Source organism: Acinetobacter sp. NyZ410 (assembly GCF_022828975.1).
Taxonomy (GTDB): domain Bacteria; phylum Pseudomonadota; class Gammaproteobacteria; order Pseudomonadales; family Moraxellaceae; genus Acinetobacter; species Acinetobacter guillouiae.
This window is the reverse complement of sequence record NZ_CP094620.1, coordinates 4703974-4716341: the sequence shown is the minus strand read 5'-3', so window position 1 is coordinate 4716341 and position 12368 is coordinate 4703974. Positions and strand designations below refer to the sequence as shown.

Below are 12368 nucleotides of genomic sequence, written 5' to 3'. Positions count from 1 at the left end.
TTCCTTCGCCGTTGTTTTTTGTCAGTGTTGAGTGTGCGAAACAGCAATGTGCTTTGTTTGAGGTGTATCGGTTTTTTATATGAATTTTAAGTGAAGTTTGGCCGTGCTAAGGCAATTTAATTTTTACCAATACACCTTTTTGGTGGGGTTGTAAGATGGTGATTTCATTTCCTTGAATATTGCCAATGTGAATCTGTCCATGGTGTTGTTCAATGACCTGTTTAACAATGCTCAGTCCAATACCAGAACTGCGTTGCTGGCTAATCGGACGAGGCAAGGAAAAATAAGTATCAAACACTTGCGTAAGTGCATAATCTGGAATCCATTCGCCCTCATTAAAAACCTGTAATTCTACTTGTTGGTGTGTTTGACGATGAAGCCGAATCAGGATTTTTGCTGAATCTGCAGAAAAATCCAGCGCATTATCTAAAATATTGGCAAGGGTTTGTTGAATCCAAAACCGATCTGCACCAACCATACAATTGGCTTCAATATCCAGTAAACACTGGATTTTTTTGGCCTGAATTTGACTGGCATGCTGGTCTAAAGTTTGTTGAATCAGTTCAGATAAATTGAAATTTTGCATTTCAATTTGATGTTTAGATTTTTCCAGACGGGTCAATAAGAGCATCCGATCAATCAGGCTACGTAAGCGCTGGCTTTGTTCATGAATATGCGTGGCAAATTGTTGTTGATCATTTAGTGGTAAATCTTCTTTGAGTAGTTCTGCACTGGCTTGAATTGCGGTAAGTGGGCTTTTGAGTTCATGGGTCAGTGTATTGACATAGTGTTCCACATAAGCACGATCTTCGAGTTTTTCTCGCATATTTTCAACAGCTTGAGCAACTTGATTGAGTTCTTTTGCCGAACGAAAATAGGGCGTTTGATTGACAGGGGCAAGTGCCTGCGCGTATTTACGCACACGGTCAATGCTGTGTTTTAGCCAATAGGCCACCAAACTGGCAAGAAACAGGCTGAGTAATGTAATCCAAGCGGCTTGTCGAATCAGCTGATTTTCAGCGCGCTGAATATAAGGCTGTACTGAAATATTGGGCTTTCCAATACTGACAACGCCAATCAATTGCTGTTGTTGACCAACTTGATAATAGATTGGTGCTGCAATAAACATGGTGCTGCTATTGCTGTCCTTTTCATAACTGCGAGTAGAGCGAACGCCGTATTTTCCCTTTAAGGTCAGGTAAACATCATTCCATCGTGAGTAATCTTGTCCTGTAGCGATACCTTGTGAGTCATAAATGACGATACCTTTATTGTCGGTAATATAGATTTGTTGATTGATCTCATTTTTATTATGTTTCCAGATCGTGGCATTGAGTTTTCGATTCAGTGCTTTTTGAATTTTTTCATCAAACTGAACGGTACTGACTTTATTTTCATAGACGTCTTCAGCCACTAACATCGCGATAATATTAGCATTTTCCGCAAGGGTATCTTCTACGACCTGTCGTACATTGGGCTTTACTTGTTGATTGAAGGTATAAGACATAAACCATAAACCCAGCAAGATGATCAATCCAAAGAAGAACCAAATACGAATAAAAATAGACATGGTTTAGCCTTGCCTTTTTAAACTATAGCCAAAACCTCGATGGGTTTCGATTGGGTCTTGCTCAGGAGAGATCTGCTTGAGTTTATTGCGAATACTTTTGATATGAGTATCGACTGTTCTTTCTAAACTATGCTCAGGATGTTCCCATACATGATCCATCAATTGTTGACGGCTAAATACCTGTTCAGGGCGTTGAATCAATAACTTAAGTAAGCGATATTCATAGCGAGTCAGCTGAAGTATTGTGCCTAAGTAATGGATTTGCAAAGCCTCATCATTGCATTGCCAAACTTTAGCTGGCGTTGTAGAAAGCTGTGTATTTGGCTGTGAGATGTGCTGTAACTGATTCTGTATCTCCATTCTGCGCCAAATGGCTTTAATCCGAGACACAATTTCACGCGAACTAAATGGCTTGGTACAGTAGTCATCTGCGCCAATTTCTAAACCCACAATACGATCTATTTCGTCATCTCGTGCGGTTAAAAATAGCAAGGGTGTGTGATTAAAGAGACGAATTTTTTTACAGAGATCAAAACCATTTAAATCAGGTAATCCGACATCTAAAATAATAAAATCAAAGGGTTTCTGTTGAATAAAATCAATGGCTTGCAGACCTGAATTGGCCCAAGTCACTTGCCAGTCTTCTCGTTCAAGTGCGTAACGTAACGGCATAAGAATAGCAGCATCATCTTCTACACATAAAATCTGTTTTTTATTATTCATTGCATTTAAAAACTCATAATCTCAATAGGAGTGTACTCAAATTGAAATACTTAGGCGAATGAATTTTCAGTGAAGTTTAGATGAACTGTTTTATTGTTTGAAATTGGCTAAATGCCTATTGGTGTGGGCTTTTACCCATGTGAATTTCTGAGCGCCCTGTAATCTTCGGATTTGATCGTCACGCCAATCACAGGACAGCAAATCAAAAGTATTGGTGACTTTTGATATCTCGGCAACGACATGGGTAATGTATTGCGGAAAATAGATTACTCTAATTTTGATCAATTTGGGTAAATTTTTATCGAATTATATTTCTTTTGAGTAAAAAGTATTCAATTTGTCCGCATATCTAAGTAAGGTTAAAAACGATTTTGAAGAATAAAACAGGATGCCAAAGCATCCTGTTTTTATGATTGATTGATCAGACCATGCCTGAAAATTGGCTCAGCGTTTAACTACAATAGAGTCAATACCGCTATGTTGTAAGGTTTGTTGGGCAATCACTGCTGCATTTTGTGATTCATAAGGGCCTGAAATCACACGATACCAAGTTTTTCCAGCTTCTGTGCTTTGAACCACATCGGCAGATAAACCATTTAAGATAATTTCAGCGCGACGTGCATCAGCAGCATCAGGATCATCATAACTACGAACTTGAAGAATATATTCAGGTTGAACAGGTGTTGTGCGTTCAGCATTTACACCGACATCTACATTTTCAGACTGAGACGGTGCTTCAACAATTACAGGTTGTTGTTGATTTCTGCTTTCAGGAACAGCTTGTTCAGGAATAGGGGTAACCTGTTGTTGTGGTAACAGATCATAAAAACGATAGTCTTTGTTGGTATCTTCTTGATAATGCTCAGACGTGATTTCGTTTTTGGGTTGGACGGGCGCCCACGGTTTCCAGAGCATCAGTGCGACACCAAAACTTAACACGATTAAAATGACGACAAGCATCCCTAACCATTTAGGAATCAATGGTTGTTTAGGTTTGGTTGGCCTTTCTGAAACACCGCGTTGCGTTTTTCCAAACACGTGGAACCCTCTTATTATGTATTGCTTAGATCGTGTTCAAGCATAGTTTTGCTTGAACACGATGTAAAGTAATGATTTATTACACACTTCAATGCTTACTTTGAGCCAGACCTTGGTCTTGAGAACATGTAAAGCAATTCTTGACTTACATACTTTCAGGTGCAGATACACCCAATAATTCAAGACCATTATGTAAGACTTGTTTGATATTTGCTGAAAGCAATAAACGGGCTTGAGTCAATTCGGCATCATCACCCAATACTTTATTCTCGTTGTACCAACCATGGAATAAAGCAGCAAGTTCTTTCAAATAATTACCAACTTGATGTGGTTCATAATTATTTGCAGCGCGAATAAGGACTTCAGGATAAGCCGCGAGTTTCGCTAAAATTTCAGTTTCAGCATCAAGTTCTAATTTTGCAGCAAATTGACGTGCATTTTCAGTATCAAATTGAATATTTGTTGTTGCTGCTTTTTCTAACATACGGCAAATACGAGCATGTGCATATTGAATATAATACACGGCATTGTCTTTGCTTTGAGATACCGCTAAATCTAAATCAAAATCAATGTGCTGTTCAGATTTACGCATCACATAATAAAAACGAGCTGCATCATTGCCGACTTCTTTACGAAGATCACGCAATGTCACGAATTGACCTGAACGAGATGACATTTGTACCATCTCACCACCACGCCATAAGCTGACGAACTGCACTAAAAGTACCGTCAATTTAGATGAGTCATAGCCCATCGCGTCAATTGCAGCTTTAACACGTGCAATATAGCCATGGTGGTCTGAACCCCAAATATCAACAAGGTCAGTAAAGCCACGTTGTAATTTATTTAAATGATAGGCAATGTCAGAAGCAAAGTACGTGGTTTGTCCATTACGACGTTTGACTACACGGTCTTTTTCATCACCAAATTCAGTTGATTTAAACCAAATGTTGCCATCTTTTTCATAAAGAAAACCGCGTTGATCTAATGTTTGTAAGGCTTCATCAATTTTTTCAGCCAAAGATGCTTCACTAAACCAGTGATTAAACGTTACGCCAAACTCACCAAGGTCATCTTTAATGTCATCTAAAATGGCATGTAAAGCTGCTTGATGGAATACACGATAACCTTCACCCACTAAAGCTTGTGCGTTGTGAATTAAGCCATCAATGTGCTTTTCTTTATCGCCTGAAATAACCACTTTATTGCCATCGGCATCAAGCTCTTCAGCATATTGCACATCTTCTGGAACATCTTTGTAAACATCAGCCACACTACGTACATAAGCATCAGCATGTTTGTCGATGATACCTTGGGCGATTTCTTTAACGTAATCACCTTGATAAGCATTTTTAGGAAAAACTAAAGTTTGGCCGCTTAATTCTAAATAACGTAAATAAGTTGATGTGGCGAGGATGTCCATTTGACGGCCAGCATCATTGACATAATATTCACGTTCAACTTTGGCACCTGTTGCTTCAAGTAAGTTTGCAACAGTCATACCATATGCAGCACCACGACCATGACCTACATGCAGGCTAGAGGTTGGGTTGGCAGAAACGAATTCAACCTGAATTTTCTTGGCTGCATTTGCTTGGGTTTTACCAAATTGTTCTTTTTGTGCTTGGATCTGATCCAACACAGTAAAGCGTTGATCGGCATTTAAAAAGAAGTTGATAAAACCAGGACCCGCAATTTCAGCTTTGGCAATATCAACCACTTCGGGTAAATTTGCCAAAATTTTCTCTGCAAGATCACGTGGTTTCATACCAGCAACTTTAGCGCCCATCATGGCAATGTTTGATGCGAAATCACCGTGGCTTCGGTCTTTAGTTCGCGTTAAAACACTCGTGTTTTTCCAGTCAGATGGAAGAGTCCCTTCAGCTTGTAGGGATTGCACTGCATGATCAAGAGCTGCTTGTATGGCCGTATTCATAATCTATAGAGAAATAAATGTCGCAGAAAAACGCTAAATATAGCAAATTTTGCGCCTTTTAGGTGAATGCATTTGTATAGAATAAAACTTATTCGATAAGAAAAATGGCAGTATGCTCAATTTCACTGTGTATTGGCGTTTAGATTTCAAATGGATTTGACGGATTACACTGCTTTAATCACTGGATAAAAAATATGTTTGTGAGTTTTTTAGATCAAATTGATCATGAAAATATAGAAAAAGAACAAGTTATACAGTTATTTGCGAAGATTCAGCCCACAGACTTGGAATATTCAAATTCAGGTTATCTTGCGCTAGATATGCCAAAACAAGGTCAGATCATTTTATTGTTTTGGTGGATAGATACGACTCACTTGATTTTGCGTTACGATAAAAATATCCCTACTGCCCAACAAGGCGAGTCGTGGCTGTCTTGCAATGAAGATCTGAACTTAGCGTTATTTGATGTTGGTGATGACACCTGGCTCCCTTTAAATTCAATTATTTTACTCGATGATGCAATCAATGTGATATCTGAGCTCTATGATCAGCCTTTAAATTTGTCCAATCAAATCAAATGGCAAAATGTGGCCGATGTTATGTGGAAGGATTAATTGTTTCAGGTCTATTAAAAGAATAAAATGTGTCCTGTTGGTAAATTTAGAGCGATATATGTCAAATACTCCTCCCACAATTATTGGCAATATCCCAAAACTCCCTGCAAAATTTGCAGCATGGATTATGCCGTTGTTCTTATCTTGTTTAATGAGTGGCATGGTGTCATTGATTAATATGTTGATCAATGTGGGTTTGATTAACGGATTTTGGGTCAAATGGCTTGCTGCATGGATGGTATCATGGGCTGTGGCATATCCTGTGGTTCTGATTGTTTTACCCTTAGTACGACGTTTAACCGCCGTATTTGTGGATATGCCTAAATAATGGATCTACTCTTTACATGTGACAGGCTTGCTAAGCAATTCAGCATGGCCATTTGTAAAGGTATAAAGTTTGGAATTGTTAAAGATTTTAATCACTTTGGCTTTGCTCAGTGCCGTTTTAAATGTCGGCATTTTTTTCGCATTGACTAAGTCAAATGGATTGCCATAGTTGTTATTGTCGATTAAGAATTGAACTTGACCCGTTTGCGCATCATGTGCTTTGAGCAGCTCTTTGCCATCTTTATCTTCAATCGTAAAACCAGACTTCTGCGAAGGAATCTTACAATTCAAACGCAAATATAGGACGTTTCCATCACTGGATTTGTTCTGTAAGGTGTAAATACCTTGAAGATCATTTTCAATATAGACCCATTGTCCAGTGGGCATATTGATCTTCATTTGTTCTAGTTTTTCGAGGGTGGCTTTACTGACATCAACCACACCTTGTTGATCAACTTCTGGAACTTTGGCTTCGCCTAAGCCCACCATACTTTTGACTTTTTCAGTGGTTTTAGAAACACCAGAAGAGACTTTTTTTGCAGTTTGGCAGCCAGTACATGCAATGACTGTGCTAAGAAGGAGTAGAGAGATCTTTGTGTTCATTGTTATTGGTTTAGCTTCATCGTATTTTAAACAAAATAAATCTAAACAGAAAAAAAATCAATGATTGGTCAAAATTGCGTACAAATATGCATTTTAATGGCGGGATCATGACTCATTATTATATGGAAAAATATTAAATTGCTTAAAAAAGAGAATTTGATCCGCAAAACTGAGAATAATTTATCATTCTGTAAAATACTTTGAATATCATTATCACGTATCTAAATACCCATTTAGTCAAAAATAGGCTTAAGCTTGTATCAGACCAAAGTCGTAGCTTAGCAAAAGATAGAAGCAGGCAGTCTGCTTCAATGAGAATGGAAATGCCAACGGAAACCCTGAAAAAATATCCTCTATATATTCATTATGCAGGTAATGCCTTATTAGAGCTGCCTTTATTAAATAAAGGTTCAGCCTTCACAGAAGAAGAACGAACTCAATTTAACTTACACGGTTTAATTCCTCATGTGATCGAAAGTATCGAGGAACAAAGTCAACGTTCATACCAACAGTTCTGTTCTTTCAGTGAAGCGATCAATAAGCATATTTATTTACGAAATATTCAAGACACCAATGAAACGCTGTTTTACCACCTGATTGAAAACCACTTAAGTGAGATGATGCCGATTATCTATACACCGACAGTGGGTGAAGCATGTCAGCGTTTCTCCGATATTTATCGTCGTCATCGTGGCGTATTTCTTTCCTATCCTGACCGTAAATACATTGATGAAATCATTCACAACGTAAACCGTAAAAATGTCAAAGTGATTGTAATCACAGATGGTGAGCGTATTCTTGGTTTAGGCGACCAAGGTATTGGCGGCATGGGTATTCCAATTGGAAAACTGTCTCTTTACACCGCATGTGGTGGTATTAGTCCAGCCTATACATTGCCGATTACCATTGATGTGGGAACCAATAATCAACAATTATTGAATGACCCGATTTATATGGGATGGTCGCAACCTCGTGTCAGTGGGGATGAATACTATGAATTTGTCGATGAAGTGATTGCAGCGGTTAAACGTCGTTGGCCAAAAGCATTGATTCAATTCGAAGATTTTGCGCAAAAAAATGCCATGCCTTTACTTGAAAAATACCGTGATAAGATTTGTTGTTTTAATGACGATATTCAAGGAACAGCGGCAGTCTGCGTTGGTACTTTAATTGCTGCGAGTAGAGCCGCAGGTAAACAGCTCAAAGACCAGAAAATTACCTTCTTAGGGGCTGGTTCAGCAGGTTGTGGTATTGCAGAACAAATTATTGCACAGATGGTTGCTGAAGGCCTGACGGATGCTGAAGCGCGTGCCAAAGTATTTATGGTGGATCGTTTTGGTTTAATCACTGAAAATCAGCCAAACTTATTAGATTTCCAACGTAAACTTGCGCAGAAACCTGAAGATGTTGCACATTGGGGCAATGCTGAGGAAATCATTTCACTGCTTGATGTTGTGAAAAATGCCAAACCAACCGTATTGATTGGGGTATCCGGTCAACCGGGTTTATTTACAGAAGAAATCATTAAAACAATGGCTGAAAATTGTGAATATCCGATTGTATTGCCTTTATCCAACCCAACTTCACGAGTTGAAGCCGTGCCAGCTGATATTATTCAATGGACAGAAGGTAAAGCATTGATTGCGACAGGTAGCCCATTTACCCCTGTGAATTATCATGGTGAAACCTATCAGATTTCACAGTGCAATAACTCTTATATCTTCCCTGGTATTGGTTTGGGTGTGGTAGCAGTTCAAGCAACCCGTGTTACGGACAATATGCTGATGGCTTCTAGTTCAGCTTTGGCCGATTGTTCACCGAAGTTGCAAGATATCCATGCAGATTTATTGCCTGATTTAAATGAATTGCAGCAAGTCTCTAAAATTATCGCGTTTAAAGTTGCTAAAGCCGCTATTCAAGATGGTGTGGCACCGATGATCAGTGATGAGCAATTGCTAGAAAGTATTGAACAGAACTTCTGGAAACCAGAATATCGTGATTATAAACGTGTTCCGTTTTAACTTTTATTGATAGGTAATGAAGATAAAAAGGGAAGTTACTAGATAATTTCCCTTTTTTTAAAAGAGATATTGATTAAAAAATATAACAATTTATCGGTGTCTTTTTTTGAATTTTTAATTAAAATAAGGACACTTGTAATTAAATATCAATAACTAAAATGCTGAAAAATATTACGACCTTACTTGAAAGCTTTGGCTTGGGATTACAAACACGAGCGATCCACGTTCAATTCTCAAATCAAGCCTTAAACAGCAGTGTATTCTTGCAATGCATTCAGGGGCAACAACAGATTAATCAAGGCTTAAAGGCAGAATTACTCTGCCTTTCAACCAATGCGCATATTGCTTTAAAACAATTTATCGGGTGTCAGGTTGCAGTTGATCAAGTCACCGATTTTGGTGAATTGTACCGAACCACTGGAATTGTAACAGGGGCAAGCCAAGGGCAGAGTGATGGGGCGTTAAGCGTTTATAAATTAACGCTTGAAGATGCAACCAGTCTTTGGCATAAGCGTCGTAATAGCCGTGTTTTTATGAACAAAAGTGTTCTGGAAATATCGGAAATCTTATTTAAAGAGTGGCAAGCGAAAAGTGCCTTATTTTCTGCCAGTTTAAGTCTGGATAGTAGTGGTTTAAAAAAACAATACGATATCCGTCCTTTTGTAATGCAAGCCAATGAAACGGATTATGAGTTTTTAACTCGCTTGTGGCGCAGTGAGGGTATTAACTGGTTAGTTGATGAATCTGTACGAATTGTGCCTATTTCGGCAACGCAGATTCAGGCACAGAAATTACGTCTGATTGATGACAATACGCAATATGAGGCAATGCCTAGACGAAGTATTCGTTTCCATCGCAGTCATGCAACAGAACGCTTTGACACGATCACCAGCCTCATCGCCCAGCGCTCAATTCAATCAACAGCAATACAAGTACAACGTTGGCAAGCGGATAGCCTTTTACAAGATCAGGGCGATAGCCAGTTAAGTAATCACCAACATAGTGATCAACAAGACAATGAAACTTTAAGTTTAGAGCAGGCCTGGACAATTAGCCCAGCTTGGACCAGTGATCTCAATGGCGAAGACCAAACCACAGTTTCCAGTTCAGCTCAAGTTGATAAATTAAATACTCAACTAACACAATACCAAGAATTACAGTCCAAATATTTTACCGCAACCAGTTCAGTGCGCGATGCACAAGTTGGCTATTGGTTTGAACTAAGAGAACATCCTGAAATTGATCAACATGATGGTTCGGATCGTGAGTTCTTAATCTTAGGTAAGACTTTTTACAATCAAAATAACTTACCTAAAGAGTTACAAGATCAGTTATCCAAGCTGCTTAATTTAAATTACTGGAACCATTTAATTAAAGACCAGCGTCAAGCCAATGAGTTGTCCTTGGTGCGCCGTAGAATTCCGATCGTTCCTGAGTATAATCCTTTAGCGCATAGACCTTCTGCATTTCCACAACGTGCCAAAGTGGTTGGCCCGCAAGGCGAAACGATTTATGTCGATCAATGGGGGCGAATCAAAGTTCGTTTCCTCTTCACCCGTACCGATGACAATAGTCATGATGGTGGTGCAGGCTCGAATGACAATGATACAGACTCAGCTTGGGTTGATGTATTGACCTCTTGGGCCGGAGAAGGTTATGGCACAAGATTCCACCCACGAATTGGTGAAATCGTAGTTATTGATTTCTTTGATGGCAATGTCGACCGTCCATTTGTGATGGGACGTTTACATGAAGCAGAACGTCATCAAACCATGTTTGATATTAAAGGCCAGTTGCCTGATACCAAAAAACTAAGCGGTATTCGTTCATCGGAAGTGGGTGGATCAGGTTTTAACCAACTCCGCTTTGATGATACAACAGGCCAAATCAGTACGCAGCTACAAAGTAGTCATGCAGCAACACAACTTAATCTCGGGAACTTAAGCCATCCGAAAGATAAGGAAACCAGCAATGGGCGTGGCGAAGGTTTTGAGTTAAGAACCGATGCTTATGGTGCCATGCGCGCAGGCAAAGGCATGCTTATCACGACGTATGCCCAAGAAAATGCGATTGCAGACCACTTAGAAGCAGCACAAGCGCAGTCCTTGTTAAATCAAGGTGCAGAAAGTATGAAAGTGCTGAGTGAAATAGCAGTCAAACAACAAACAGATGCCTTGAATGTTGTCAATCGTTTGCCGAAATTCATTCAATCACTTGAGTTAAAAAATGCAGGACAGGCATTGAATACGACTCTAAATCTATTTAAAGAAGGGGTGAGTAATGACCCCTTGAATGCTTTAAAAGATTGTGGTGGGTTTATTAAAGACATCGGTGCTTTAGGTGGTAATGCAAAAGGCATCGTGGATGAATTTAATGAATATTTCTCTGATGCGAAAGAAGCCGTTGAAAACTTAAAAGCGTTTATTGAGAACGTTGAAGAGCACGGTACAGATATCATTAAAGGTAAGCTTGCAAGCTTAAAAGACGATATTAAATCTAATCCTTTTGAATCCATTAGTAATGTGGGTAAGGTCTTGTCCAATGTTGAAATCAAAGACTTTGACATTATGAGTACTTGCGGAACATTCAATAAGGGTAACAAACTTGAAATTAAACCGTTGCAGGCTTTAGGTAGTTTGCAAGGTTTTATGGAAGGCTACACACAAGGCTTGGAAAATAGCAGCGACAACGCTAAACAAGAACAAGGTAAGATTTTCCGTCAAGCGTTGATGCTATTGGCTTCGCCAAATGGGATTGCATTAACCACGCCAGAAGATATTATTCTTCAAGCTTCACAAGATATTGCTGAAAGTGCAAATGGTTCGATTAACATGAGTGCTCAGAAGAATATTGTTGGTCATGCGCAGGATAAAATTAGTTTGTTTGCTGCACAGAAAGGTTTAAGTGCTTTTGCTGCAAAAGGACCGATAAAAGTGCAGGCACAGGATGATTTGATTGAAATCATTGCGAAGAAAGTGATTAAACTGATCGCGACTGAGGATAAGATCGAACTGACCAGTTCTAAAGAAATTGACTTAAAAGCAGGTGGGACTCAGCTTGTGGTTAATGGAAGTGGTGTCTTTATTAAAACTGGTGGAAAGTTTGAAGTGAAATCGGGCCAACAGTTGTTTACCAGTGGGGCAACTGTAAATGCGCAGTTACCGAAAATGCCTGAGAGTGGAATATTTAGTCGAAGGTTTGATTTTGGTGATATTTTTAATTTAGAAGATTTGAAAGATGAAATTAGATTCAAAGTCATAAACAAAACAAAGAATACAGAATATATTGGGATATTGGATGAAATGGGACGGACACCAAGAATATTTAGTGATTCGTCAGATAATGTTGAAATTCAATTTATTAGTAGTAATGAAGACGAAAGTATTATACCTACAAAGGAATTAGATGAAGATCTTTATAATCATGATACTGGGGATTTAGTAGATGATGGAATTCATAGTCAGCTTGAAGAAGCTTTAGACGATGAATATAAAGATGACTTAGAAGATGATTTTAATAAATTTGGAGTATAAGAG

The 12368-nt window shown here is 38.8% G+C and carries 9 protein-coding genes; 4 read left to right on the top strand and 5 right to left on the bottom strand.

All coding sequences use genetic code 11. The annotated features are described in order from the left end of the window. Positions 1-106 precede the first annotated feature (106 nt). The 4 genes from creC to argS all read right to left on the bottom strand — a co-directional run bounded on the left by creC (position 107) and on the right by argS (position 5267). The gene (creC, locus tag MTO68_RS22295; protein WP_244014403.1) at positions 107-1570 is read right to left on the bottom strand and encodes a two-component system sensor histidine kinase CreC; all 1464 of its coding nucleotides are present in this window, start codon (positions 1568-1570) and stop codon (positions 107-109) included. Positions 1571-1573: 3 nt separating this feature from the next. Then, entirely contained in the window at positions 1574-2293 is a 720-nt protein-coding gene (gene creB, locus MTO68_RS22290) for a two-component system response regulator CreB (RefSeq protein ID WP_244014401.1), read from the bottom strand. Between the two features lie 444 nt (positions 2294-2737). Next, complete coding sequence (locus MTO68_RS22285) at positions 2738-3331, bottom strand: SPOR domain-containing protein (RefSeq protein WP_004723450.1); 594 nt, start codon at positions 3329-3331, stop codon at positions 2738-2740. A 145-nt stretch (positions 3332-3476) separates the two neighbouring features. After that, on the bottom strand, positions 3477-5267 hold the full coding sequence (gene argS, locus MTO68_RS22280; protein ID WP_004723449.1) for an arginine--tRNA ligase: 1791 nt from the start codon (positions 5265-5267) through the stop codon (positions 3477-3479). Between the two features lie 194 nt (positions 5268-5461). On the opposite strand from argS, the gene MTO68_RS22275 reads away from it, so the two are divergent. Continuing rightward, positions 5462-5881, top strand: coding sequence for a hypothetical protein (locus tag MTO68_RS22275; RefSeq protein ID WP_244014399.1), 420 nt, complete (start codon positions 5462-5464; stop codon positions 5879-5881). 58 nt (positions 5882-5939) lie between these two features. Then, the gene (locus MTO68_RS22270; protein ID WP_004723447.1) at positions 5940-6209 is read left to right on the top strand and encodes a DUF2798 domain-containing protein; all 270 of its coding nucleotides are present in this window, start codon (positions 5940-5942) and stop codon (positions 6207-6209) included. Between the two features lie 5 nt (positions 6210-6214). Here the strand turns inward: MTO68_RS22270 and MTO68_RS22265 are convergent, their stop codons facing one another. Further along, positions 6215-6811 carry a hypothetical protein gene (locus MTO68_RS22265; RefSeq protein WP_244014397.1) on the bottom strand — a complete coding sequence of 199 codons (597 nt, stop codon included), beginning with the start codon at positions 6809-6811 and terminating at the stop codon, positions 6215-6217. A 323-nt stretch (positions 6812-7134) separates the two neighbouring features. Between MTO68_RS22265 and MTO68_RS22260 the strand changes: the two genes are divergently transcribed. Continuing rightward, complete coding sequence (locus MTO68_RS22260; RefSeq protein ID WP_244014395.1) at positions 7135-8832, top strand: NAD-dependent malic enzyme; 1698 nt, start codon at positions 7135-7137, stop codon at positions 8830-8832. A gap of 158 nt (positions 8833-8990) precedes the next feature. Then, positions 8991-12365: a type VI secretion system Vgr family protein gene (locus MTO68_RS22255; protein WP_244014393.1), complete on the top strand. Its 3375-nt coding sequence runs from the start codon at positions 8991-8993 to the stop codon at positions 12363-12365. The last annotated feature ends 3 nt before the right edge of the window (positions 12366-12368 follow it).

What these genes read in the sequence shown, in the direction of transcription:
- MTO68_RS22265 (WP_244014397.1), bottom strand. Translation starts at nt 6,811, where the DNA reads ATGAACACAAAGATCTCTCTACTCCTTCTTAGCACAGTCATTGCATGT.
- MTO68_RS22260 (WP_244014395.1), top strand. Translation starts at nt 7,135, where the DNA reads ATGCCAACGGAAACCCTGAAAAAATATCCTCTATATATTCATTATGCA.
- MTO68_RS22275 (WP_244014399.1), top strand. Translation starts at nt 5,462, where the DNA reads ATGTTTGTGAGTTTTTTAGATCAAATTGATCATGAAAATATAGAAAAA.
- MTO68_RS22270 (WP_004723447.1), top strand. Translation starts at nt 5,940, where the DNA reads ATGTCAAATACTCCTCCCACAATTATTGGCAATATCCCAAAACTCCCT.
- creB (WP_244014401.1), bottom strand. Translation starts at nt 2,293, where the DNA reads ATGAATAATAAAAAACAGATTTTATGTGTAGAAGATGATGCTGCTATT.
- argS (WP_004723449.1), bottom strand. Translation starts at nt 5,267, where the DNA reads ATGAATACGGCCATACAAGCAGCTCTTGATCATGCAGTGCAATCCCTA.
- MTO68_RS22255 (WP_244014393.1), top strand. Translation starts at nt 8,991, where the DNA reads ATGCTGAAAAATATTACGACCTTACTTGAAAGCTTTGGCTTGGGATTA.
- creC (WP_244014403.1), bottom strand. Translation starts at nt 1,570, where the DNA reads ATGTCTATTTTTATTCGTATTTGGTTCTTCTTTGGATTGATCATCTTG.